Annotated in this window: 20 protein-coding genes and 1 pseudogene; 14 read left to right on the forward strand and 7 right to left on the reverse strand. The window is 70.4% G+C overall.

The features are described 5' to 3' along the window. Positions 1-90 precede the first annotated feature (90 nt). The 10 genes from ACIHAR_RS12615 (at position 91) to ACIHAR_RS12660 (ending at position 9,373) form a co-directional block, all read left to right on the forward strand. Positions 91-1,092 (forward strand): fumarylacetoacetate hydrolase family protein, encoded by a 1,002-nt coding sequence (locus ACIHAR_RS12615; RefSeq protein WP_400019029.1) that lies wholly within the window; start codon positions 91-93, stop codon positions 1,090-1,092. Next, positions 1,089-2,054: a cyclase family protein gene (locus ACIHAR_RS12620; RefSeq protein ID WP_400019031.1), complete on the forward strand. Its 966-nt coding sequence runs from the start codon at positions 1,089-1,091 to the stop codon at positions 2,052-2,054. The genes ACIHAR_RS12615 and ACIHAR_RS12620 overlap by 4 nt, the downstream gene beginning before the upstream one ends. Before the next feature lie 25 nt (positions 2,055-2,079). Continuing rightward, positions 2,080-3,210, forward strand: a complete 1,131-nt coding sequence (locus tag ACIHAR_RS12625; RefSeq protein WP_400019033.1) for an FAD-dependent oxidoreductase — start codon at positions 2,080-2,082, stop codon at positions 3,208-3,210. Beyond that, positions 3,207-4,289: an amidohydrolase family protein gene (locus ACIHAR_RS12630; RefSeq protein WP_400019035.1), complete on the forward strand. Its 1,083-nt coding sequence runs from the start codon at positions 3,207-3,209 to the stop codon at positions 4,287-4,289. Before ACIHAR_RS12625 ends, ACIHAR_RS12630 begins: the two co-directional genes overlap by 4 nt. 12 nt (positions 4,290-4,301) lie before the next feature. Further along, on the forward strand, positions 4,302-5,240 hold the full coding sequence (locus tag ACIHAR_RS12635; RefSeq protein ID WP_400019037.1) for a VOC family protein: 939 nt from the start codon (positions 4,302-4,304) through the stop codon (positions 5,238-5,240). A gap of 184 nt (positions 5,241-5,424) precedes the next feature. After that, a complete protein-coding gene (locus ACIHAR_RS12640) occupies positions 5,425-6,396 on the forward strand; it encodes a fumarylacetoacetate hydrolase family protein (protein ID WP_400019039.1) in 972 nt (323 codons plus the stop codon). Next, a complete protein-coding gene (locus ACIHAR_RS12645; RefSeq protein WP_365466709.1) occupies positions 6,393-7,145 on the forward strand; it encodes an SDR family oxidoreductase in 753 nt (250 codons plus the stop codon). The genes ACIHAR_RS12640 and ACIHAR_RS12645 overlap by 4 nt, the downstream gene beginning before the upstream one ends. Further along, entirely contained in the window at positions 7,142-7,921 is a 780-nt protein-coding gene (locus ACIHAR_RS12650; protein WP_400019043.1) for an SDR family NAD(P)-dependent oxidoreductase, read from the forward strand. The genes ACIHAR_RS12645 and ACIHAR_RS12650 overlap by 4 nt, the downstream gene beginning before the upstream one ends. A 16-nt stretch (positions 7,922-7,937) precedes the next feature. Then, positions 7,938-8,723, forward strand: coding sequence for a CoA transferase subunit A (locus tag ACIHAR_RS12655; protein WP_365466705.1), 786 nt, complete (start codon positions 7,938-7,940; stop codon positions 8,721-8,723). Beyond that, complete coding sequence (locus tag ACIHAR_RS12660) at positions 8,723-9,373, forward strand: CoA transferase subunit B (RefSeq protein ID WP_400019045.1); 651 nt, start codon at positions 8,723-8,725, stop codon at positions 9,371-9,373. Before ACIHAR_RS12655 ends, ACIHAR_RS12660 begins: the two co-directional genes overlap by 1 nt. A 189-nt stretch (positions 9,374-9,562) precedes the next feature. Here ACIHAR_RS12660 and ACIHAR_RS12665 read toward each other — a convergent pair. Beyond that, positions 9,563-10,132: pseudogene (locus tag ACIHAR_RS12665) on the reverse strand (sigma-70 family RNA polymerase sigma factor); the annotation flags it as partial. 83 nt (positions 10,133-10,215) lie between these two features. Between ACIHAR_RS12665 and ACIHAR_RS12670 the strand changes: the two are divergent. Both ACIHAR_RS12670 and ACIHAR_RS12675 read left to right on the forward strand, forming a co-directional pair. Further along, positions 10,216-10,665, forward strand: a complete 450-nt coding sequence (locus ACIHAR_RS12670; protein WP_400019047.1) for a carboxymuconolactone decarboxylase family protein — start codon at positions 10,216-10,218, stop codon at positions 10,663-10,665. 301 nt (positions 10,666-10,966) lie between these two features. Beyond that, positions 10,967-14,239, forward strand: a complete 3,273-nt coding sequence (locus ACIHAR_RS12675) for a LamG-like jellyroll fold domain-containing protein (RefSeq protein ID WP_400019049.1) — start codon at positions 10,967-10,969, stop codon at positions 14,237-14,239. Positions 14,240-14,942: 703 nt separating this feature from the next. Here the strand turns inward: ACIHAR_RS12675 and ACIHAR_RS12680 are convergent. From ACIHAR_RS12680 to ACIHAR_RS12695, 4 genes are all read right to left on the reverse strand, one after another. Beyond that, positions 14,943-15,977: an ABC transporter permease gene (locus ACIHAR_RS12680; protein ID WP_400019052.1), complete on the reverse strand. Its 1,035-nt coding sequence runs from the start codon at positions 15,975-15,977 to the stop codon at positions 14,943-14,945. Continuing rightward, positions 15,974-16,936, reverse strand: a complete 963-nt coding sequence (locus ACIHAR_RS12685; protein ID WP_400019054.1) for an ABC transporter permease — start codon at positions 16,934-16,936, stop codon at positions 15,974-15,976. The genes ACIHAR_RS12680 and ACIHAR_RS12685 overlap by 4 nt, the downstream gene beginning before the upstream one ends. After that, complete coding sequence (locus ACIHAR_RS12690; RefSeq protein ID WP_400019056.1) at positions 16,929-18,488, reverse strand: sugar ABC transporter ATP-binding protein; 1,560 nt, start codon at positions 18,486-18,488, stop codon at positions 16,929-16,931. Before ACIHAR_RS12690 ends, ACIHAR_RS12685 begins: the two co-directional genes overlap by 8 nt. A gap of 83 nt (positions 18,489-18,571) precedes the next feature. Then, positions 18,572-19,669 carry an ABC transporter substrate-binding protein gene (locus tag ACIHAR_RS12695; protein ID WP_400019058.1) on the reverse strand — a complete coding sequence of 366 codons (1,098 nt, stop codon included), beginning with the start codon at positions 19,667-19,669 and terminating at the stop codon, positions 18,572-18,574. A 1,298-nt stretch (positions 19,670-20,967) separates the two neighbouring features. Between ACIHAR_RS12695 and ACIHAR_RS12700 the strand changes: the two genes are divergently transcribed. Further along, positions 20,968-21,444: a hypothetical protein gene (locus tag ACIHAR_RS12700; RefSeq protein ID WP_400019060.1), complete on the forward strand. Its 477-nt coding sequence runs from the start codon at positions 20,968-20,970 to the stop codon at positions 21,442-21,444. Positions 21,445-21,495: 51 nt separating this feature from the next. Here ACIHAR_RS12700 and ACIHAR_RS12705 read toward each other — a convergent pair whose 3' ends face one another. Both ACIHAR_RS12705 and ACIHAR_RS12710 read right to left on the reverse strand, forming a co-directional pair. Continuing rightward, positions 21,496-21,903, reverse strand: coding sequence for a hypothetical protein (locus tag ACIHAR_RS12705; protein ID WP_400019062.1), 408 nt, complete (start codon positions 21,901-21,903; stop codon positions 21,496-21,498). Between the two features lie 224 nt (positions 21,904-22,127). Further along, the gene (locus tag ACIHAR_RS12710) at positions 22,128-22,976 is read right to left on the reverse strand and encodes an LppX_LprAFG lipoprotein (RefSeq protein ID WP_400019156.1); all 849 of its coding nucleotides are present in this window, start codon (positions 22,974-22,976) and stop codon (positions 22,128-22,130) included. A gap of 266 nt (positions 22,977-23,242) precedes the next feature. Between ACIHAR_RS12710 and ACIHAR_RS12715 the strand changes: the two genes are divergently transcribed. After that, a complete protein-coding gene (locus ACIHAR_RS12715) occupies positions 23,243-23,590 on the forward strand; it encodes a hypothetical protein (RefSeq protein WP_400019065.1) in 348 nt (115 codons plus the stop codon). Positions 23,591-24,029: the final 439 nt, after the last annotated feature.

Raw genomic sequence — 24,029 nt, forward strand, 5'->3', positions numbered from 1 at the left:
TAAACGCGGTGGATGTCGGTCATCCACAGAATCTATTTCCCTGATCGCTGGTGGCGGGTCCAGATTAGTCCCACTCGTCATCGGAAGGACATGTCCGTGAAACCTGAACCCTCGTCCGCGCTCTTCGCAGGCCCCTTCGCCGTCGCGACTCTCTCGGCCCCCGACGGGCCGGCGTTCCCCGCCCTGGTCACCCCGGACGCCCAGGTGCTCGACCTCCGCGTCCCGTTCGGCGACGAGCGGTTGACCGTCCGCAGCATCCTGGAGGCCTGGGACACGGCCGCCCCGCGGCTCGCGGCATGGGCCGGTGACGGCGGCCTGGAGCGGGAGCCGCTCGCGGACTTCCGGGTGCACGCTCCCGTCGAGCCCCGCCAGGTGTTCCAGTCCGGCGCCAACTACCGGCAGCACGTCATCGACCTGCACGTCGCGCACCGGGCCCCCGGCGACGAGCGCTCCGAGGAGGAGCGGCGCGCGGAGGCCGCCGACATCATGGACCGACGGGCGGCGGAGGACCTGCCGTACGTGTTCATCGGCCTGCCGAGCGCCATCACGGGGCCGTACGACACCGTGGTCCTGCCCGCGTGGGCCGAGAAGCCGGACTGGGAGCTGGAGCTCGCGGTCGTCATCGGCCGGCCGGCCCACCGCCTTTCGCCCGAGGAGGCGTTGGACCACGTCGCCGGTTACACGATCGCCAACGACCTGACCGACCGGGCCACCGTCTTCCGCCGGGACATGCCGCAGATCGGCACCGACTGGCTGCGCAGCAAGAACGCGCCGGGATTCACCCCGCTGGGTCCGTGGATCGTGCCGGCGGAGTCGATCGCCGACCCCGACGACCTGCGGGTCACGCTGAAGCTGAACGGCGAGACCATGCAGGACGAGTCCACCAAGGACATGATCTTCAACGTGGCGCGGATGGTGTCCTACGCCTCGCAGACCGCCCATCTGCTCCCGGGTGACCTGGTGCTCACCGGCTCCCCGGCCGGCAACGGCATGCACTGGGGCCGGCTGCTGCGCGACGGCGACGTCATGGAGGGCTCGGTCACCGGGCTCGGTGTCCAGCGCACCCGCTGTGTGGCGGAGGCGGCGTCGTGACGGCCGTCGACCGCCACGACCCGGAAGGCGCGATCGCCCGTGCCGCCGAGGCGTGCTCAAACTGGGGCCGTTGGGGCGAGGACGACGTCCTCGGCACCCTCAACTTCCTCGACGAGGGCAAGCGCCGCGAGGGCGCCGCACTGATCCGGCGGGGCGTCAGCTTCTCGCTCTCCCAGCGGTTCGACATGAACGGCCCGCAGAAGGGCTGGCGCCGGCGCACCAACCCGGTGCACACCATGCTCGACACCGGCGCCGACGCCGCCCTCGGCAACCAGGGCTTCCCGCACGGCATCGGCGGCGCCGACGACGTGATCGCCATGCCGCTGCAGTGCTCCACCCAGTGGGACGGGCTCGGGCACATCTTCGACCACGGCAGGGCGTGGAACGGCCGCCCGGCGGAGAAGGTCGTCACCTCCGACGGCGACCTGGTCACCGGCATCGAGCACATGGCACCGCACGTCGCCGGGCGCGGTGTGCTGCTGGACGTCGGCCGGGTCGTCGGCGAGGACGGCGAGCTGCCCGACGGCTTCGCGATCGCCGAGGCGCACCTGACGGCGACCGCGGACGCGCACGGAGTGACCGTGGGGCGCGGGGACCTGGTGCTGGTCCGCACCGGTCAGCTCGCCCGGGTCCGCCGCGACGGATGGGGCGACTACGCGGGCGGTCCCGCACCCGGTCTGTCCTTCACCACCGCCGGCTGGCTGCACGGCACCGAGATCGCCGCCGTCGCCACCGACACCTGGGGCTTCGAGGTGCGGCCCAACGAGTACGAGCACGCCTTCCAGCCGCTGCACCAGGTCGCCATCCCCCACATCGGCCTGCTGATCGGCGAGATGTGGGACCTGGAGACGCTGGCCGAGGACTGCGCCGGCGACGGCGTGTACGAGTTCTGGCTCACCGCCGCTCCCCTGCCGATCACCGGCGCGGTCGGTTCCCCCGTCAACCCGATCGCCGTCAAGTAACCAGCGGAACGAAGGAGTTCCCCTCATGAGCAAAGCCCGTACGGTCCTGGTGATCGGCGGAGGCGCGGCCGGCAACGCCGTGACGGTCCTGCTGCGCCGCGCCGGACTCGCGGTGGACCTGATCGAGGCAAAGGACGACTGGAACGCCACCGCCGGCTCCGGCATCACCCTCCAGGGAAACGCCCTGCGCGTGCTGCGCGAACTGGGCGTCTGGGAGCGGGTGGAGGCCTCCGGTTTCGGCTTCGGCTCCGTCGGCATCACCGCCCCCGACGGCACGGTCCTGCACGTCCAGAACGACCTGCGCACCGGCGGCGACGACCTGCCCGCCACCGTCGGCATGCAGCGCCCGCGGCTCCAGCGGATCCTGATCGACGCCGTGCGGGCGTCCGGAGCCGACATCCGCCTCGGCACCAGGGCCGAAACGCTCGACCAGGACGGCGACGGCGTGACCGTGCGGTTCACCGACGGCACCGAAGTCCGCTACGACCTGGTGATCGCCGCCGACGGCCTGAGTTCCACCACCCGCGCCGCGATCGGCGTCAACGCCAAGCCGGAGCCCACCGGCATGGCCATCTGGCGCGTCGCCGCCCCGCGCCCGACGGGCGTGACCCGCACCGACCTCGCCTACGGCGGCCCGGCCTACATCGCCGGCTACTGCCCCACCAGCGACACCACCCTCTACGCCTACGTCGTCGAGGCCAACCGCGACCGCGCCTCCATCCCGCCGGAGACGTACGCCGAGGAGATGCGGCGTCTGGCCTCCGCCTACGGCGGTCACTGGACGGAGATCACCGCGCACATCACCGACCCGGCGACGGTCAACTACACCTGGTTCGACCGGATGCTGGTCGAGGGCTCCTGGCACCGTGGCCGTGTCGTGCTCATCGGCGACGCCGTGCACTGCTGCCCGCCCACCCTCGCGCAGGGCGCGGCCCTGTCCCTCGAGGACGCGTGGGTGCTCGCGCAGATGCTGACCGCCGCGGACACCTGGGACGACGCGCTCCTCCAGGCGTACTACGAGCGGCGGATCAGCCGCGTCCGTCCGGTCGTGGAGGCGTCGGTGCAGATCGGGCGGTGGCAGCTCGACGGAGCGCGGGACGCGGACGTGCCGGGTCTGATGGCCCGCACGATGACGATGCTGCGGGAGCTTCCGTGACCTCCCACCCGTCACCCGGCCACCACCCCCCATCGAGCGCTGACGCGCACCGCTCGCACCCGTCGCCCGGCCACCGCCCCTCCCCCACCGTCGACGTGCACGCCCACGTCCTGCTGCCCGAGGTCGACGCACTGGTGGCCGGCCTGCCGGGCCACGACGCGGCCCGGGAACTGGACGCCCGGCGCAACGGCCCCGCGGCCCTCGCCGTCAGCGGCCCCATGGTCCGCGAGCGCATCCCGCGCCTGACGGACCCGGCCGTCCGGCTCGCCGCGATGGACGCCCAGGGCGTGGACGTCCAGCTGGTCAGCCCCTCCCCCTCGCACTACCACTACTGGGCCGACGCGGAGACGGCGGAGAAGCTGTGCCGGCTCGCCAACGAGGCGACGGCCGCGCACTGCTCGGCCGCCCCCGACCGGCTGCGCGGGCTCGGGCTCGTGCCCCTCCAGCACCCGGAGCACACGGTGCGCGCCCTCGACCACGCCCTGGAACTGGGGCTGGCCGGGGTGGAGATCTCCAGCCACGCCCCGCACCGGGAGCTCTCCGACCCGGCGTACGAGCCCTTCTGGTCGCGGGCCGAGGAGACGGGCGCGCTCGTCTTCCTGCACCCCTTCGGCTGCACGCTCGACGAGCGGCTGGACCGGTGGTACCTGTCCAACAGCGTCGGCCAGCCCACCGAGAACGCCGTCGCCCTCTCCCACCTGATCTTCTCCGGAGTGCTGGACCGCCACCCGGGTCTGAGGCTGATCGCCGCGCACGGCGGCGGCTACCTGCCCACCCACATCGGCCGCTCGGACCACGCCTGGCGGGTCCGCCCCGACGCGGGTTCCGGGTGCGCCCACCCGCCCAGCAGCTACCTGAAGCGGCTGTACTTCGACTCCCTCGTCCACGACCCGCACGGGCTGCGTGAGCTCGTCCGGGCCGCCGGGGCCGACCGGGTCCTGCTCGGCTCCGACTTCCCCTTCGACATGGGCGCCGACGACCCCGTCGGCGCGCTGCGCGCCGTCGGCCTGCCCGAGGCCGACTTCGACGCCGTACGCGGCGGCAACGCCGCCACTCTGATCGACCTCACCCTCGCCTGAGGAGGAACCGTCATGAGCGCACGCCCGCTCACCCACCTGCGGCACGTCGACCTCGCCGTGCCCGACTACGACAAGCAACTCGACTTCTACGCCGGCGTCTGGGGCCTGACCAAGGTCGCCGAGGACTCCGGCATCTCCTTCCTCGCCGCCGAGGGCTCCCCCGAGCAGTACGTCGTGCGGCTGCGCAAGGCCGACGAGAAACGGCTGGACCTCGTCTCCTACGGCGCCGCGAGCGCGGCCGACGTCGACACCCTCGCCGAGCGTCTCCTCTCCCGGGGAGTGCGGCTGGTCTCCCGGCCGGGCAAGGTCGACACCCCGGGCGGGGGCTACGGCTTCCGCTTCTTCGACGTCGACGGCCGCACCATCGAGGTCTCCGCCGACGTCGAGGTCCGGCAGCACCGCAAGATCGAGGAGAAGGAGTCGATCCCGGTCAAGCTGTCCCACGTCGTCCTCAACTCCCCCGACCTGGACCGGACCCGCGCCTGGTACGAGCAGCACCTCGGCTTCCGCCTGTCGGACACCCTCAGCTCGCCGCACATGGGCGAGGTCATGCACTTCATGCGGATCAGCAACCAGCACCACTCCATGGCCCTCGCCAAGGGCCCCCACACCTCCCTGCACCACATCTCCTTCGAGATGCGCGGCATCGACGAGTACATGCGCGGCTCCGGCCGCGTCATCCGCGCCGGGTACCGGAAGATCTGGGGGCCGGGCCGGCACATGGCGGGCGACAACACCTTCACGTACTTCCTCGACCCGCACGGCAACACCGTCGAGTACACGACGGAACTGGAGCTGCTGGACGAGGACACCTGGCACCCCCACGTCTACGACTTCTCCCAGCCCGAGGTCACCGACCAGTGGGGCACCGCCAACCCCATGAACGAACTGGTCGCGAAGGAGTCGTTCAACGACCCCGACCGGGGCGTCTTCGTCGCCCCGCCCGTGTGAGCGGGGCCGGACCCGCTCCGGGGGCACGGCGGCCCTGTCGGACGCCCTGACTCGGGGCCGCCGTGCCCCCGGCCCCCGCTGCGCGCCCGCACTCCGGCGGCGGGCCGCCACGGCCGCATCACCGTGGGCCAGGACCTGATGCGCACCCCCCTCGACCGACTCTCCCCTCACCAGGAGCCGCACCATGCGTTTCGCCGCGTACGAGCATCGACACCGCCGCCGGGTGGCCGTCGTGGACGAGGACGGCACCCTGTTCCCGCTGCCCGGCGTCACCTCGCTCACCGCGCTGCTCGACGAGAGCGGCGGCCTGCCCGGACTGCTCGCCTCCGGCGCGGCGGCCCTCGACGTGCCGCCCGGCCCTCACGTCTCCGAGGTGCGGCTGCTGCCTCCCGTGCGGCCCGTCTCGGTGCGGGACTTCGTCACCTTCGAGGAGCACGTCGAGGGAGTGCGCCGCTCCGTGGAGGGCATGGGCGGCGTACCGGAGCAGTGGTACGCCGCGCCGACCTTCTACTTCACCAACCCGCACGCGATCTTCGGCCCCGGGGACGACATCCCCGTGCCGCCCGGCTCGGCCGTCCTGGACTTCGAGCTGGAGGTCGGCGCGGTGATCGGCCGTGAGGGCCGCGACCTGACGCCGGAGCGGGCCCGCGACCACATCGTCGGCTACACCGTCTTCAACGACTGGTCCGCCCGCGACCTGCAGTCCGCCGAGATGAGGGTCGGCCTCGGCCCCTGCAAGGGCAAGGACACCGCCACCACGCTCGGCCCGTACCTGGTCACCGCCGACGAGCTGGAGCCGTACCGCGACGCCGACGGGTTCCTGCGCCTGGCCCTGACAGCCGAGGTCAACGGCGAGGCCGTCGGCGAGGACCTGCTGTCCAACATGAGCTGGACGTTCGAGGAGATGACCGCCTACGCCTCCCGCGGCACCCGCGTCGTACCCGGCGACGTCCTCGGCTCGGGCACCTGCGGCAACGGCGGCTGCCTCGCCGAGCTCTGGGGCCGGAGCGGTGAGCGGACCCCGCCGCCGCTGAAGCCGGGCGACACGGTCTCCCTCACGGTCGAGGGCATCGGCACGCTCACCAACACCGTCGTCCCCGGCGTCGAGCCCGTACCACTGCCCGTCGGACGCCGGCGCACCCGGGAGCGGCCGTGACCGACCTGCACCCCAAGAGACTGGTGGGCAAGGTCGTGGTCGTCACGGGCGCGGCCCGCGGCCAGGGCGCCGCCGAGGCCGAGGCGCTCACCCGCGAGGGCGCGCGGGTCATCGCCGCCGACGTGACCGAGGCGCCCGGCTGCCGCCGGCTCGACGTGAGCAGCGAGCGGGACTGGGCCGAGCTGGCCGCCGAACTGCGGGAGGCGTACGGGCAGGTGCACGGCCTGGTGAACAACGCCGGCATCACCTGGCGGGCCCGCGTCGGCGACGTACGCCCCGACGACGTGGCGCGGGTGCACGCGGTCAACGTCATCGGCCCGCTGCTGGGCATCCAGCACCTCACCCCGTTGATGCCGCCCGGGTCGAGTGTCGTGAACGTCGGCTCCTCGGCGGCCCTCACCGCCCACTACCCGGTCGCCTACACCACCAGCAAGTGGGCCCTGCGGGGCCTGTCGAGGACCGCCGCCCTGGAACTCGGCCCGCGCGGCATCCGCGTCAACACCATCCACCCCGGCTACATCGAGACCGAGATGACCGCATCCACCGTGCCCGCCTTCCGCGAGGCCAACATCCGTGAGACTCCGCTCGGCCGCACCGGGAGCGTCGACGAGGTGACTCCGCTCGTGGCCTTCCTGCTGTCGGACGAGTCGTCGTTCATCACCGGCGCCGACATCCCGGTCGACGGCGGGCTGACGGCCCACGGCGGCGTCAAGTCCGTCTCCGACGCCCTGCGTCCGGAGGCGTCGTGAAGCGGCTGGAGGGAAAGGTGGCCCTGATCTCCGGTACCGCCCGTGGTCAGGGCAGGGCCGCGGCCCTGCGGTTCGCGGCCGAGGGCGCGCTCGTCGTCGGCGGCGACCTGCTCCACGAGGAGGCCGTCGAGACCCAGCGACTCATCGCCCGCGAGGGCGGCACCGCCCTCACCCCCGGTCCCCTGGACGTGACCGACGAGGCGTCCGTCCGCTCCTGGGTGGACGAGGCCGCGGACGCCTTCGGCGGCATCGACATCGTCTACGCCAACGCCGGCGCCGTCCGCTTCGGCTCGATCGACGGCCAGCCGTACGCGGACTTCTCCTTCACGCTGCGCGCCGAACTGGACTCGGTGTGGCTGACCACGCACGTGGCCTGGCCCCACCTGGTGCGCAGCCGCGGCTGCGTCCTCACCGTCGGCTCCACCGCCGGACTGACCGGGTCCCTCACCAACCGGCGCACGGCTCACTCCGCGTCCAAGGGCGGCGTGATCGCGCTGACCCGTCAACTGGCCGCCGAGGGGGCGCCGTACGGGATCCGCGCCAACTGCGTCAGCCCCGGGATGATCGACACCGACGGCTCCCGCGCCGACCTGCTGGCCGACGACCACCCGATGCGCGGCATCGCCCGCCACATCCCCCTCGGTCGCGTCGGCACACCCGACGACGTGGTGAACGCGGCCGTCTCCCTCGCGTCCGAGGAAGCCGCCTACATCACCGGCGCCAACCTCGTCGTCGACGGCGGCTGGTCCACCGTCCTGCCCGGCGCCGCACACTGAAAGGAACACGCACACCGTGGACAAAGTCATCGGCAGCGCCGCCGAGGCGGTCGCCGACATCCCCGACGGCACCTCGCTGGCCGTCGGCGGGTTCGGCCTCAGCGGCGTGCCCGAAGTGCTCATCCGCGCCCTGTACGCGCAGGGAGCGGGCGGCCTGAGGGTCGTCTCCAACAACTGCGGCGTGGACGGCCGCGGCCTGGGCGTGCTGCTCGCCGCCGGGCGCATCGCACGGGTCACCGGCTCCTACGTCGGCGAGAACAAGGAGTTCGCCCGCCAGTACCTGTCGGGCGAACTGGAGGTGGAACTGGTCCCGCAGGGCACCCTCGCCGAACGGCTGCGGGCCGGGGGCGCGGGCATCCCCGCCTTCTACACCCCGGCCGGCGTCGGCACCCAGGTCGAGCGGGGAGGCCTGCCCTGGCGGTACGCGGCCGGGGGCGGCTCGGTCGCCGTCGCCTCCCCGCCCAAGGAGACCCGTGACTTCGCCGGCCGCCGGTACGTCCTGGAGCACGGCATCACCACCGACTACGCCCTGGTGCGGGCGTGGCGCGGCGACCGGCACGGCAACCTCTGCTTCCGCAAGGCCGCCGGGAACTTCAACCCGCTGGCCGCCATGGCCGGCAAGGTGACCGTCGCCGAGGTGGAGGAACTGGTCGAACCGGGCGAGTTGGACCCGGACGAGATCCACCTGCCCGGCATCTACGTCCAGCGGGTCGTGGCGCTGAGCCCCGAGGAGAGGGCCGACAAGCAGATCGAACACGTCCGGATCTCCGCGACGTCGACACGAGGGACGGTACGTACCTGATGGCCTGGACCCGCGACCAGATGGCCGCCCGCGCCGCCGCCGAACTCACCGACGGCTCCTACGTCAACCTGGGCATCGGCCTGCCGACCCTCGTCCCCGGACACCTCCCGCCCGGCGTCCACGTGGTCCTCCACTCGGAGAACGGCATCCTCGGCACCGGCCCCTACCCGACGCAGGACGAGGTCGACCCCGACCTGATCAACGCCGGCAAGGAGACGGTCACCGTCCTGCCCGGCGCCTCCTTCTTCGACTCCGCGCAGTCGTTCGGGATGATCCGCGGCGGTCACATCGACACCGCCGTCCTCGGCGCCATGCAGGTCTCCGCCACCGGCGACCTGGCCAACTGGATGATCCCCGGGAAGATGGTGAAGGGCATGGGCGGGGCCATGGACCTCGTGCACGGCGCCCGCCGGGTCGTCGTGCTGATGGAACACACCGCGAAGGACGGCAGCCCGAAGATCCTCGAGCACTGCACCCTGCCGCTCACCGGGGAACGGTGCGTCCACCGGGTGATCACCGACCTCGGGGTCCTCGACGTCACCGACGACGGCCTCGCCCTCGTCGAGACCGCCCCGGGTGTCACCGTCGAGGACATCACCCCCCGCACCGACGCCGCCCTCCTGCTGGACGGCCTGACGGCGGCCTGCTGACCGAAGGGCTCTCACTCGTCCACATGTCGAAGGCTCCGGTGCCCGGGCTTCGGCGATCCCTTCGGTCTTCGGGGCGTTGACGCGGCGACGTCACTCGGGCGGGGCGGGTTCCCGCGCGAGCGGACGTCGCGTCGAGTCTCGTCACCACCGCACCGGGGGCCGCTGGACGGCGCATCGGCGAGTCCACGACCTCAGTCCCGCGCTCCATCGGAGTACCACCTCTCGCTGGTCCCGTCCGACGCCGCTCGGGCGCTCCATCGCCCGCACCTTCCTGCGGGCGCGACTGGCGAGCATCTTGGTGGCGGCGGTGGACTTGCCGAGGATGCGGCCTATCTCGTCGAAGGGCACCGCGAACAGGTCGTGCAGCACGAACGCCAGCCGCTCGCTCGGCCCGAGCGACTCCAGGACGACGTGCAGGGCGAGCCCGACCGAGTCGGCGAGCACCGCGTCGTCCTCGGGAACAGGGCTGTCGTCGAGTGTCACCACGAGCTCGGACAGGCGGTCGTCGTAGGGCGCCTCCGGGCGGGTCCGGCGCGATCGCAGGACGTCGAGGCTGATCCGGCCGACCACTGTGGTCAGCCAGCCGGCGAGGTTGCCGATGGCCGCCGCGTCCTGGCGGGAGAGGCGCAGCCAGGCCTCCTGGACCACGTCCTCGGCGTCGGCATGTGATCCGAGCATGCGGTGGGCGACCGCGCGCAGCCGGCCGCGCTGGGCCTCGAACGCCTCGGCCATCGGGTCCGCCGGGCTGGTGTCGGACATGTGGTTACCTTCCTCGGCTCTGCTCCGTCACGGGTGATGACGGGCCCGGAGGGGCTCAGGTAACCGATGAAGGAGCGACACCGATGGAAGCACGCATGACCGGCCCGGCGAACCCCGACGTGATCACGGCGATCCAGCACCTGTACAAGGCGATTCACGCCGGGGGCGTCGACGGGCGCCTGCTGTCGCTGGTCCATCTGCGGGCCAGCCAGATCAACGGCTGCAGTCCGTGTGTTTTCGCCTCGGTCGAGTCGGCGCGCAAGACCGGTGAGACGGAGGAGCGGCTGCACAACGTGGTCGCGTGGCGGGACACCCCCTTCTACACCGAGGAGGAGCGGGCGGCCCTCGCGCTGACGGAGGCCGCCACCCGGATCCAGGACGGCGCACCGGGTGTGACCGACGGGATCTGGGACGCCGCCGCCGACCACTTCAGCGAGGAGCAACTGAACGCGATCATCCTGGAGATCGCGATGACCAACTTCTTCAACCGGATCAACCGCACGCTCCGGGAGCAGGCCGGCAGGACCTGGTGAGCCGGGCGGGGTGCGGAAAGCACTCCGCCCGCAGTGGACCGGGCGAGCGGTGCGCGGGGGCTGGACAGCCGCCGAACGGCATGCTGTCATTCCGCTGTCACAGTTTTTCCAACGTTGAAAGAGCCGCTGACCGAGACCCGTTGCGGCGTTCCGCCATGCCTGCGGGCCTCCGGCCTGAGCCCGGCCCCGTGGCGACGCCGTCGAGGCGCACGCTCGGGTGAACAGGAATCCAGCGTCACTGTCACCTGCTGCCGCCTGCCGACCGGTTCCGGTCCGAGCCCTCTGTGCGAGGAAAGGTTCGATGACAAGACGACACAACCGCTTACGAGCCAGAGTCTGGGCACTGCTGACAGCGGCAGCCCTGGTGCTGCCCACTACCGGCCTGATGAGCACCGCGTCGGCCGCCGAGACGGCCGACAGCGCTTCGGCGTTCGCGGCCGGCGCGGACGCGGTCGAGGTGCACGGCCTGAAGGGCGAGTACTTCAGCATGTCGGCGCCGGGCGCGCGGGACTTCGCGAAGCTCGGTGGCACCGTGCTCGATCCGCAGGTCGACTTCTCCAGTTTGACCGGCACGTTCCAGGAGCTGACCGGGCAGTCGGAGCATACGACCGCCCGGTGGACCGGTCGGATCGAGGCACCGGCCACCGGCGACTACACCTTCCACGCCATCGGCGACAACGGCTTCCGGCTGTTCATCGACGGCGAGCCGGTCATCGACCACTGGGTGCCGGACTGGGACAAGGAGCAGACCAGCGAGCCGGTCAGGCTGACCGCCGGCGAGTCGTACGACTTCCGCCTGGAGATGTTCCAGGACACCGGCGGCGCCAACATGAAGCTGCGCTGGTCGACGCCGACGGTGCCCAAGCAGCCGGTGCCCATGACGGCGTTCACCCCGCCGGCCGGCTTCGAGGTCTATCCGGTGGAAGCGTCCGTCGCCGAGGACGGACGGCGGCTGCGGGCCCGGTTCGAGGACGCGGTCGGCGGCTACCAGCAGCTCGCGGACCACCTGAAGATCGAGGCAGACTCGGTGGCCATGCCGGTCAAGACTGTCGTCGTCGACCCGCGCGACCCCGACTCCCTGCTCGTCACGCTCACGGAGCCGGTCCAGAAGGGTCAGCAGGTCCGGGTCGCGTACGACGGCGAGGGAGGTCTGACGGCCGGCGGCGAGACCGTGCCGAAGATCGTCCGCTACGCGCAGAACGCCTCCACCCACCGGCTGACCACCGAGTGGGGCGACGAGCTCGACGAGAAGAACCCGCTGCCGGAGTACCCGCGCCCGCAGCAGGTCCGGTCCCGGTGGAAGAACCTCAACGGGCCCTGGCAGTTCGGCGCCGCCGAGGCGGGCGAGCAGCCGGTCTTCGGCAAGGACCTCGACGAGAGGATCATCGTGCCGTTCCCGGTCGAGTCGCAGCTGTCCGGGCTGGAACGGCACGAGGACCACATGTTCTACCGCAGGCTCGTCGACGTGCCGAAGAGCTGGAAGGTCGGCAAGAGCGGCACGGGCAACCGGCTGAAGCTCAACTTCGGTGCCGTCGACTACCAGGCCCGCGTCTGGGTCAACGGCGAGAAGGTCGCCGAGCACACCGGCGGCTACACCGGCTTCAGCGCCGACATCACCGACGCGCTCAAGGCCAAGGGCCCGCAGGAGATCGTCGTCGCGGTCACCGACACCGGCGGCGCCGACCAGCCGAAGGGCAAGCAGACCCCCAACCCGGGCGGCATCTTCTACACCCAGTCCTCCGGCATCTGGCAGACGGTGTGGATGGAACCCGTCGCCGAGGCGTCCATCGACGACGTCGTCACCACACCCGACGTCGACACCAGCAGCCTGGCGGTGACCGTCCGTTCCGCCGACGCCTCCGCCAAGGCCCGCGTCGAGGCCGTGGCCCGCGACAAGCACGGCAAGGTCGTCGGCCGGGTCAGCGGACCGGCCAACGAGGAGCTGCGCCTGCCCGTGGCGGAGCAGCACCTGTGGAGCCCGGACGACCCCTACCTCTACGACCTCGACGTCAAGCTGACCGACGGCAGGTCGACCGACAAGGTCGCCGGCTACTTCGGCATGCGGGAGATCGGGATCGAGAAGGTCGGCGGGTACCGCAAGCTGGTGCTCAACGGGAAGCCGGTCTTCTCGCTCGCCACGCTCGACCAGGGCTTCTGGCCCGACGGCCTGTACACCGCGCCGAGCGACGAGGCCCTCGCCTTCGACCTGAAGGCCCACAAGGAGCTGGGCTTCAACGCCGTCCGCAAGCACATCAAGGTGGAGCCCGCGCGGTGGTTCTACCACGCGGATCGGCTCGGTCTGCTGGTCTGGCAGGACTTCGTCTCCGGGGACCTGCCCACCGAGAAGGGACGCAAGGCCTTCGTCGACCAGGGCAGGGAGATGATGCGGCAGCATCACGACTCGCCCTCCGTGACCGGCTGGATCGTCTTCAACGAGGGCTGGGGCGAGTGGGACCGCGAGGAGAGCGGCCGCATCGCCGAGTCCGTCAAGGCCGCCGACCCGTCCCGGGTCGTCAACGCCCACAGCGGTGTCAACTGCTGCAACTCCAAGGGCGATTCCGGCAAGGGCGACATCATCGACCACCACGACTACGGAAACGACGACCCGCCGTTCCCCGACCACCGCGCCGCCATGGACGGCGAGCACGGCGGCTTCACCCTGCCCACCCCGGGCCACGTGTGGCCGGGCGCCCCGACGGTGATTTACAGCGGGGTCGCCGACAAGGAGGCGCTGACCCGCAAGTACGTCGAGAACACCGAGAAGTACTACCTCGACCAGGCCGCCCACGAGCTGTCCGGTTCGGTGTACACGCAGATCACCGACCTGGAGAACGAACTGAACGGTCTCTACACGTACGACCGCCGGGAGGTCAAGGTCGACCCGGCCCGGGTCCGCGAGATCAACCGCCGGGTCATCGCGGCCGGCGCCGCCGCCGGCGAGCGGCAGGAACTGAAGGGCGGCGGGCACTGGGCCCTCGACGAGGGCACGGGCACCACCGCGAAGGACGACGGCCCGAACGACAGGCCCCTGAGGCTCTCCGAGGGCGCCACGTGGACGACCGGGGTCAGCGGCAGCGCGCTGAGGTTCGACGGCCGGGGCCAGTACGCCGAGACCGACGGCCCCGTGCTCGACACCACCGGCAGCTACTCGGTCTCCGCCTGGGTGACGCTCGACTCGCTCCCCGGCAACTACGCCACCGCGGTCAGCCAGGACGGCAGACGTCAGGCCAGCCCCTTCTACCTTCAGTACGGCCAAGGCGCCTTCGCCTTCAGCACACCCGACCAGAAGCGGGCCCGGCTGGCGATCACTCCCGAACGAGGCCGCTGGTACCACCTCGTCGGCGTGCGCGACGGCTCGAGCAACGAGATCAAGCTGTATGTCGACGGCAAGCCGGCGGCGACCGCGACCGCCGGCCCGAACTACGTCGGCTCCGGTCCCCTCGCCGTCGGCCGCGCCCAGTGGGACGGCGTGGACACCGACTTCTGGCACGGCGCGGTCGACCAGGTCCACGCCTACGACAAGGCGCTCACCGCCGAGGAGGTGAGCGCGCTCCACACGCGGGAGAAGCCGTAGCTCCGGCGCAGCACGACGGTCCCGGCGGGTGCCACTCGGCACACCCGCCGGGGCCCTCGCGTGTCACGCCCGAGGGGCCTAGCTCTCGGGCACCGCCCGTCAGGACGCGCACCCCGACGAGAACCCCCGCGCCGTCAGCCCCCGGCAGAACGCCGTACGGGCGTCGGTGTACCGGGAGAGCCTGCCGTCGGCGAACCAGGTCGGGGTTCGGAGGGAAGTCGAAGGTTCCGTCGGCGATGCCGTCCCAGCCGCCCCGATCGTCTTCAGCACGTTGGCGTCGTAGTCCCAGTTCCGCCACCAGCCGTCGCAGCCGACCACGGCCAGGTCGCCCGAAACGTCGGTCCGGCGTCATCGCCGCCCGAGTTCGGCGTCACATCGGCGTCCTGGGTGAAGTCGGCGAAGTCCGTGTCGAGCAGTGCCTTGCCGCCGAGGTTGTGCTCCACCCGATAGCACCCGTCGCGCACCGGCCAGGATTCGCAGTGGGCCTTCGCCCGCCACCGCCGTCGCCGCCCGGCGTCCCCCGTCCGCCGTCCGGGGACGGGGGACGGCGTGCGCGCGCTCGATGCCTCCCGGCTCCCGCGGCCGGGGCTCTCCGGAAGCCGTATACGGGGAACGGCGCCGGCCTGGTGCGTGAGGGCGCGGTCGTTCGGCGCCGGCCGCGGCAACCGGGCCGTGAGAGAGGCACGGCTGCCGCGGCCCGGGCTCACATCAGCTGCCGTCTGCGGCCCAGCCAGGTCTGGGCGATGACGACGAGGGCCAGGAAGGCGCCGCTGACGACCAGTTGGTAGGAGGAGTCGAGCGAGCCGATCTGGTTGATGACGTTCTGGATCACCTTCAGGAGCAGGACGCCGACGAGCGAGCCGCTGACGTAGCCGAGACCGCCGGTGAGCAGGGTGCCGCCGATGACGACGGCGGAGATGGCGTCCAGCTCCATGCCGTTGCCGAGGATGGTGACGCCGGAGGCCAGCCAGGCCGCGTTCAGGGCGCCGGCCAAGCCGGCGAGCAGGCCGGACAGCGTGTAGACGAGGATCTTCGTGCGGGCCACGGGCGCGCCCATCAGGGCCGCCGCGTCCTCGTTGCCGCCGACCGTGTACACGTGCTGCCCGAACCGTGTCCGGCGCAGCACGACGGCTCCCGCGACGAACAGGCCCAGCGTGATCCACACCGGGTTGCCGATTCCCAGGGTGCTGCCCTGGCCCAGTTCGGCGAGGAAGGAGCCCTTGCCGATCAGGTACGTCTCGGCGCCCTCGTCCGTCAGGGCCAGCAGCAGGCCGCGCGCACCCAGCATGGCGGCCAGCGTGACGATGAAGGGAGCCAGCCTCGAGCGGGCGATCAGCAGTCCGTTGACGACGCCGATGAGCCCGCAGACGGCGACCGGCAGCAGCAGCGCCACCAGGGTGCCGTGGCGGGACCCCCAGGCCGCCAGGACACCGCCGAGGGCGAACAGGGAGCCGACCGACAGGTCGATGCCGCCGGTGATGATGACGAAGGTCATGCCGAGGGCGACGATGGCGAGGAACGCCGAACTGGTCGCCATGTTCGAGATGTTGTCGCCGGTGGCGAAGGAGTCGAAGCTGAACGAGGCGACGATCGAGACGATCACCAGCACCGCCAGCGCGCCGTGCTGCTGGAGGAGGGCGCTCAGGCGCTCGGAGCGCGCGGAGCCCACCGGCTCGGAGTCTCCCGTCGGTTCGTTGCTCGCGGTGGTCGCGGGTGCGTCCGTCTTGGTGGCGGTCATCCCTTCCCCCGTCCCCGCGCCGCGTAGACCGCGGCGACGATCACTATGGCCTGGGCGATCTGGGTCCACGAGGGCGGCAGATCGTGCTTGATGAGGGTGGCGGTCAGCAGCTGGATGAGGACCGCGCCCGCCACCGTGCCGGCGATGTTGACCCGGCCGCCGGTCAGCGGTGTCCCGCCCACGACGACGGCGGTGATGGCGGAGAGCTCCATCAGGTTGCCGAGCGAGGTCGGGTCGCTGGCCTGGAGCCGGGCGGTGGCCAGGACGCCCGCCACGGCGGCGAGCAGCGCGCAGGCCACGTACACCAGGATCAGGATCCGGCGCACGGGCAGGCCCGCGAGCTGGGCCGCCGGGCGGCTGTCGCCGATGGCGAGGAGCTGGCGTCCGAACGTGGTGCGGCGGACGACGAACGCGACCAGCAGCGCGAGCGCGGTGGCGATCAGGATCAGGTAGGGAACGCCGAGGAGGTCGCCGGAGCCGAGGGACGCCAGCGCGGGGTTGCGCAGGTCCTCCAGCTGGGGCAGCAGCACCAGGGCGAGACCGCGGCCGCCGACCATGAGGGCCAGGGTGGCCACGATGGGCTGGACCCCGACGAACGCGACCAGTGCGCCGTTGGCCAGCCCCACGGCGGCGGCGAACAGGGCCACCACGAGCAGAGCGGGCAAGAGCCCGTAGCCGAGGTAGAGGGCGGTGACGGAGGCCGCCAGCGCCATCACGGCGCCGACCGACAGGTCGACGCCCTCGGTGCCGATGACCAGCGCCATGCCGAGCGCGACGATGATCACCGGGGCGACCTGGACGGCCTGGGTCCGGAAGTTCTCGGCGGACAGGAAGTGCGGTGTGATGGCGATGTTGACGACGAGGAGCAGGGCGACGCCCGCGTAGACGCCGTAGGTCTGCAGCCACTGCAGGACGCGGGTCCTGTCCAGCGGGGCGGTGCGGAGGGTCGCTTCAGCCATCGGTGGCCGCCTCCTTCACGGCGTCCCGCGCCGGGGCGTCCCCGGCTATGGTCCGCATCAGCTTGTCCTCGGTGACGTCGTCGCCGGTCAGTTCGCCGACGACCGCCCCGTCCTTCAGTACGACCACGCGGTCGGACCCTTCGATCAGTTCCTCCAGGTCGGAGGAGATGAGCAGGACACCCAGTCCGTCCGCGGCCAGTTCGTCCACGAGTTTCTGCACCTCGGCCTTGGCGCCGACGTCGATGCCGCGGGTGGGCTCGTCGAGGAGCAGCACCTTGGGGTTCATCGCGAGCCAGCGGGCGAGGAGCACCTTCTGCTGGTTGCCGCCGGACAGTTCGCCGACCTTCTGGTGCGGCGAGGACGCCTTGATGCGCAGCCTCTCCATGAAGGTGTCCACGATGCGGTCCACGCGGGCCTCGGAGACGAGGCCGAAGCGGGAGAGGCGGGGCAGGGCGGCCAGCGCGATGTTCTCGCGGACCGAGAGGCCGGGGACGATGCCCTCGCTCTTGCGGTCCTCCGGCAGCAGGCTGACGCCGGCCCGGATGGCGCCGGGCGTGGAGCCTCCGCGCAGCGGGGCTCCGGCGACCACGATGCTGCCGGAACGGATGGGCAGCGCACCGGAGACGGCCTTCGCCGTCTCGGTGCGCCCGGAGCCGAGCAGGCCTCCGAGCCCGACGACCTCGCCCGGCCGGATGCTCACGGAGACGCCGTGCAGCTTGTGCGGGACGGTGAGGTCCGTCGCCTCCAGCACCGGTTGGGCGTCGACCGCGTGGTGGTCGCCGGTGAACTTGGTCAGGCCCTCTTCGCGGACCTCGCCGAGTTCACGGCCGAGCATCGTGGAGACCAGGTCGAGGCGGGGCAGGTCGGCCAGTCGGCCGTGGTGCACGCGGCGCCCGTCCCGCAGCACGGTGACGGTCTCGCACACGGCGTACAGCTCGTCCAGGCGGTGGCTGACGTAGAGGACCGCGATGCCCTGGTCGCGCAGGCGGCGGATCACGGAGAACAGGGTCTCCACCTCGCGCGGTTCGAGGGAGGAGGTCGGTTCGTCCATGATGACGATCCGCGCGTCCGTCGCGACCGCGCGGGCGAGGGCCACCATCTGCTGGGCGCCGACGCCGAGGGTGCGCAGCGGCTGCCGGACGTCCGCCCGGACGCCGAAGGTGCGCAGTGTCTCCTCGGCCTCCCGGTTCATGCGGCCGAAGTCCAGCAGGCCGAGTCGGTTGCGGGGCTCGCGTCCGAGGAAGAGGTTGCGGGCCACGCTCAGCAGCGGGATGAGGTTGATCTCTTGGTAGATGGTGGAGATGCCGGCCTTCTGGGCCTCCAGCGGTGTGCCGAAGGAGACCTTCCGGCCCTGGAACGTGATGTCGCCGGAGTCCGGCCGGTAGACGCCGGTCAGCACCTTGATGAGCGTGGACTTGCCGGCGCCGTTCTCACCGATGAGGGCGTGCACCTCACCGGGGTGCAGGGTGAGGTGCACGCCGTCCAGGGCGCGGACGCCGGGGAAGGTCTTGCTGAGTCCGCGGACGGCGAGGACCTCGGCGGGGGGTGCCACCTGTGCCTCCAGTGGGAGCGGGAACAGGATGAGTGACGAAGGCGGGCGGAGGGCCCGGTCGCCGCCCGGTCCTCCGGGCAGGATCAGTAGGCCTTGCCGATGTCCTGCTTGGCGTTGTCGGCGTCGTAGGCGCTGTCCTGGATGATGATGTCCTGGGGGACCTTCCCGCCCTTGGTGAAGGTGTCCAGCGTCTGGAACGCCAGCGGTCCGAAGCGCGGGTTGGACTCGATGACGCCGCTGATCCAGCCGTCGACGAGGCCCTGGACGGCGTTGCGGGTGCCGTCGACCGTGATGATCTTGATGTCGCCGGGCTTCTTGCCGGCGCCCTTGAGCGCGGCCACCGCGCCCAGGCCCATCTCGTCGTTCTCCGCGTAGATGCCCTTGATGCCGGGCTTGGACTGGATCAGTTGCTCGGTGACCTGCTGGCCCTTCTCGCGGGCGAAGTCACCGGTCTGCTCGAAGACGACCTTCAGGTCCGGGGCCTTCTCGGCGATCCGCTCCTTGAAGCCCTCGGTCCGCTCGGTGGTGACGTTGTTCCCGGCCGAACCGAGCAGGATGGCGACCTCGCCCTTGCCTCCCGTCGCCTCGATCATCTGGTCGGCGGCACGCCGGCCCTGCTCGACGAAGTCCGAGGCGATGAAGGAGACGTAGTCCTTGCAGGGCTCCGCGTTGATCTTGCGGTCGATGGTGATGATCGGGACCTTCTTGGCGGCGGCGGCCTGCAGCACCGGGTCCCAGCCGTCGGAGTTGAGCGGGGCGATGACCAGCAGGTCGGCGCCCTTGGCGAGCAGGTCCTGCACGTCGCTGATCTGCTTGGAGAACTGCGACTGGGCGTTGGCCGTCAGCAGTTTGACACCCCGCTTCTCGGCCTCGTCCTTGATGGACTGCGTCTCGGCGATGCGGAACGGGTTGGCCTCCTTCTCCGACTGGGAGAAGCCGACAGTCGCGTTCTTCAGGTCGATCTTCTCGGCTCCGTAGGCGTCGATGGTGCAGCTCCTGCTGCCGGGCTTCGGCGTGACGACCTTCTGCTCGGTGTCGGCCGCGGCCGTCGAGGACTGCTGCGTGTCGGAGGCGTCGTCCTCCGACTTGGTACAGGCGGTGGCGGTCAGGGCCACCGCGGCGGCCAGGGCCACGACCACGGGACGGGCGAGAAGGTGAGGACGGTGACTGGTGCGGTGCATGGTGACCCCGATCCTTATGTAGCTGTGACGCTGAAAGGGAACTGGGGAGCTGGAAGACGAACGAGGGCGGTGCTTCTCCCCCGGCGCAGGACGTTGTCCGGTCCGCCGCAAGCAGGTTTTTACATCGTTGGAAGGAGGCTGTAAACCCCCCACGCGCCACATGCGGAGGGGGCATGGAGGCCGTGAACGGGCCCATCTCGAGGGCGAGTTGACGGAAACACACGGTCGGCGACATTCCGCGGTTCGACCTCGAGCGCGCGCTGAGCAGGCACTTCCCTGAAACGCATACGTTCCAGACAGGCCTCTTCCGAAGCCGTTCTCCGGCCCTCGGCCAAGTCCTCCGCCGCGTAACCGACATGTGACCTCGCCCGCACCCCTCGAGCACCCCCGTCCGCCGCCGACAGCGCGGACAACGCCACCTCGCCAGGCACTGCTTGAGCCCTGACTCCCGCCGAACGCCGCACCCGCACCCGCACCCGCACCCGCACGGAGACACCACATCACCTGACGCGTTGTCGGGCACGCCGACCGCAGCTCGCCCGGGGCCTTGCCATCGCATCTCATCCTGACCGCGATCTACTGCGCCCAATACGGCTGGCACAGCAAGGCCGAGTACGCGGCGCATCCACCGGTACGGCTTCGACCCCAGGAACTCACCTGGATACGAGACGCTGGCCGACCTGCGGGAGCTGATGGTGGCCTGGCTGGGACACCAGGTCGGCACGAGTGAGCGTTCCGCTGCCGAGTTCGCCCGACGTGTGCGGTCTCCGCGGAATAGGCGCAGGACGCGACCTGTGGAGTGCCTTCTAGCGGCTGCTTGTCGTAGAGGGCGATCGGAGCAGCGCAGGTGCCACACCTACGTTGAAGCCGAGGAGTGGTCCGCTCTTGGACTCGCCGACGCAAGTGGGGCGTTGGGTGTAACTGAGCAGGGGAAGGGGTCCCTGGCGACGGGGGACGCACCAGGGAACCGCCCCTGATCAGCGCTTGCGCCTCACCTCGTCCTTAACGGCCCGAACCGAGCGCACAGCTTTGATCATTTTGTTCGACAGTCCTGGGACTTGATCGGCGAGGTAGCCGAGAACGGTCACACCTCCCGCGATCGAGCCGACAGCCACTGCCGCCCAACCCGCTACTTCCATATGCCCTCCGAGGGTGTCGTGATGACGGGCCGGAAGACCGGAGCCTTCCGACGCCCCCGAGAGCCCTCGGCTACGAGGACTACGGACGTAACAGGAAATCCACTGTAGCCATTGGAATGGTGATGGGACAGACCGTCGGACAAGCCGTAGGCGCGGCTGGTGGTCCACCTGCAGCATTGCACCAATGGGCTCCAGGGGGCCTGCCGAAAGACCTACGCTCCCGCAGCAACCCAACCGGTGTTCTCGCGCCTCCTCTGCAAGGTCACGCGCTGCTGCACTGGGGGCGGCCGCGATCAGGTTCTGGCGGAATTCGGCGAGGTGGCTGATGCATCGCGCAGACTTCAGCTGCTCACCGAGATCCATGGCGTCGACAGCGACACGGCACGCCTCCTCGACGTCCCCTGCGCGCAAGTGAGCATCGGCGAGGACCATGGTCGCGAAGAAGTCGCTTCGTACGTGGCTGCCGCTCATGGCGTTCTCGGCATGGGCTACCGCCTCGTGGGCCCTGTCGACGTCTCGGAAGCAGGGGGCGGCTTCTGCAGGCATCGCCTCATCGAAGTAGCTGATCCACTCAGGCTCGTCCTCTCTAGCCAGACCGTTCAGCAGCAGTCATTCCGGCCACTTCCAGGCCCCTGAACGGCTCTATTGGACGGAGACGGTTGCTGGGGCTGCTGTACAGCACGCATATCACCATTCGCGCCAGCGATCTGTGATCTCCGACCGAGCGACGCCCCGCCTCGCCGCTAAAGCACCCACGTCCACACCGTGCTCGGTGAGGGTGATATCGATGTATTCGCACAACTGCTCCCGCTCTCCCGTGCAGAAGCCGGCGCCGCCGTGCCGGCCGTCCTCATCAATCGCGTTGAGTGCGAGAACCACCCGCTCAACAGTCCCGAAGACAACTTCGTCATACGGCTCCTGCAGCGCGCGCACCTCGTCTTCGAACGCCTCCAGGACGGCATCCGTCGCCCGCAGCAACGACTCGGAGTAGAGACCCGCATCGCCAGCGCACTCCGGGGTCAAGGTCCCGGCCGCTACCTCGCGGGCTGTCTCGGCCGTCCAGGCACGCCAGTTGTCAGTGGGTCCATTCGCCATGAGGCAGACGGTAAGCCTCGCGCTGACAGCCCACCGTCCAGCACGCTTTCCAACTGTGGTGGTGGTCCAGCGGAGCTCGTGCAAGGCATGCACCTGCGTTCACGAGTGACCCGTCGCTGGGGCGGCTACGGGCTTAGTCTCATCTGAACGGCCCGAACGCTGCTGAATGAGATGGGAACTGAGACGGGCGACGTGCCAGGTGTTCTCCTCCGCCCAGGTGACGCTCAGCCTTCCAGTGCGTTGTCCGCGAGCGGGGTGGTGTCCTCGGTCGGCGGGGCTTCGATGGTCGTGGGCTGATTGATGTCGAGGAAGGTGACGGTCAGGTCGAGCGGCCCGTCTCCGGTACCGGGGAACATGTCGTCGTGCTCGGCTCGCATGCGGAATTGCTTGGTGCGGTCGTCACCGTCTATCCACAGGTCCATGGTGAGCGGTTCGGAGACTTCCAGCTGTATGAACTGATCCAGCCGCTCGCCGATCAGCCCGTCCCTGTCGACCGTCCCCCTGTAGTGCGTGGTCCTGGCGCCGTCGACCGTCTCGGTCCCGATCCGCCGCAGGTCCTTGGAGCCGGCCAGGAGCATGGACTGCGCGGCCGGGTTCACCTGCAGTTGGCTGGGCAGCACGCCGTAGGACTGGTTGTCCACCCCACCGCGCCCCCACACAGCCGGCGCAGCGGTAAGCCAGTCCTTGCCTTTCAGTTTTTCGAAACGCACCGCGCTCCCGCCGACATACATCACCTCGTCGACGATCCGGATCCTCACCTGCCCGTTTCCATCAGCGTACGCCGCGCCGGTCATTGTCATACTCATGGCCAACGGTTGCGTGTGCATGGAGGCTTCGGCGGCCAGACGGCCTTTCGACGGCACGGTCCCGCGGATCCGATAGTGGAGCGACGTGATGTCCTCGGAGTTTTTCGCCGCCTTCGCCACAGCCGCCGCTGGAGTCACCGTGGAAGGGTCCGCAACCGCGGAATCGCTCTTGCTGTCCCCTCCACAGCCAACCGATCCTCCTGCGAGCAGTGCCGTCGCGAACACCACGCCCGCTACTCTGCGCGGTACGGAAACAACAGATGAAATTCCCATAAATCCCACAAGGTTGATGGCGGATACATGCCAAGATCGCGAGCCTAACTCAGAGCGTCCTGGGAGCAGCCGGGTTTTCGCGAGGCATGCGCGCCAGCCGTGCTGGCACCACGCCCGGCGGCCGTACGCGTGGTCGGACTATCAGCCTGGGAAGCTGCGATCATTGCAGGCGGGTTGGGCCCTGACCTGTACAACGGCTGTGATGCAGCTTCGTCGGGCCCAGTCGCAAGGTCCAAACGGGGGTGACCATGGAACGGCGTGTGCTGGAAGCGCTGTTGGCTGGTGATGACGAGGCGTCCGTGATAGCTCTGGCCACCCTCCGCAGCGGCGCCACCTACTGGGTGGGAGATCGGGCACAACCCGCAGGCCAGCATGCCGGAGTCTTCAAGCGCCGTCTTCAGCGCATGCGGATGCACGGGCTCGAACCTCTTGGGCTGGAACGAGCAGTGCAACTCATTCGCGAACATGGCCGGCCCGTGCGCACGGGGCTGATCGATTCTGCCGATCGGACATGGACCACCCTGCTCTTTCTCACCGAGGACGGCAGCGCACTAGTGGCCTGCGCCGGCTGGCCGCTGCCGCTGGTTGTCAGGGAGCCACCGCTTTAGGAGTTCGATCCACCTGGCCTCGGGGACCTCAGACGCTCGGAGTGTGAGGCCGCCGCGGGTTGCCCAGGGCTCCTGCTGTCTGCCGCCGTTGATGTCAGGTGTGGGTGTCGGGACGGGGGCTCGCCAGGGTTTCAGAGATCTGTCGCGCCAACTCCTCGATCACCTGCGGGACGACACGCTGAGCGTCCTCATCTTGCAGCGCTTCAACAAGCGCCTTATGGACTGCCGCATAAGGTTGCCCGGCGTGTGAGGCTCTGGGTCCGGTCGACCGCCCGCTCGAGCTTCGCCATGTGGGCTGCCACGATCGGCATCGCCTTCTCGTACTCGCTGTGGTCCATGACCATGGACTCAGCCGATCAGGCCCGGCCGATGACCGTTTGCGGCTGCTGCGGGCGAGGAGCGCGAGGTGCCCGGTCGTCGGCCGGGCAGGAGACCGGCA

Source organism: Streptomyces sp. NPDC052016 (assembly GCF_044548445.1).
In the GTDB taxonomy this organism is placed as follows: domain Bacteria; phylum Actinomycetota; class Actinomycetes; order Streptomycetales; family Streptomycetaceae; genus Streptomyces.

Excerpts from the sequence above, each read along its gene's own strand:
- ACIHAR_RS12635 (WP_400019037.1), top strand. The coding sequence starts at position 4,302 with ATGAGCGCACGCCCGCTCACCCACCTGCGGCACGTCGACCTCGCCGTG.
- ACIHAR_RS12695 (WP_400019058.1), bottom strand. The coding sequence starts at position 19,669 with ATGCACCGCACCAGTCACCGTCCTCACCTTCTCGCCCGTCCCGTGGTC.
- ACIHAR_RS12675 (WP_400019049.1), top strand. The coding sequence starts at position 10,967 with ATGACAAGACGACACAACCGCTTACGAGCCAGAGTCTGGGCACTGCTG.
- ACIHAR_RS12685 (WP_400019054.1), bottom strand. The coding sequence starts at position 16,936 with ATGGCTGAAGCGACCCTCCGCACCGCCCCGCTGGACAGGACCCGCGTC.
- ACIHAR_RS12640 (WP_400019039.1), top strand. The coding sequence starts at position 5,425 with ATGCGTTTCGCCGCGTACGAGCATCGACACCGCCGCCGGGTGGCCGTC.
- ACIHAR_RS12615 (WP_400019029.1), top strand. The coding sequence starts at position 91 with ATGTCCGTGAAACCTGAACCCTCGTCCGCGCTCTTCGCAGGCCCCTTC.
- ACIHAR_RS12625 (WP_400019033.1), top strand. The coding sequence starts at position 2,080 with ATGAGCAAAGCCCGTACGGTCCTGGTGATCGGCGGAGGCGCGGCCGGC.
- ACIHAR_RS12705 (WP_400019062.1), bottom strand. The coding sequence starts at position 21,903 with ATGGCGAATGGACCCACTGACAACTGGCGTGCCTGGACGGCCGAGACA.
- ACIHAR_RS12670 (WP_400019047.1), top strand. The coding sequence starts at position 10,216 with ATGGAAGCACGCATGACCGGCCCGGCGAACCCCGACGTGATCACGGCG.
- ACIHAR_RS12680 (WP_400019052.1), bottom strand. The coding sequence starts at position 15,977 with ATGACCGCCACCAAGACGGACGCACCCGCGACCACCGCGAGCAACGAA.
- ACIHAR_RS12660 (WP_400019045.1), top strand. The coding sequence starts at position 8,723 with ATGGCCTGGACCCGCGACCAGATGGCCGCCCGCGCCGCCGCCGAACTC.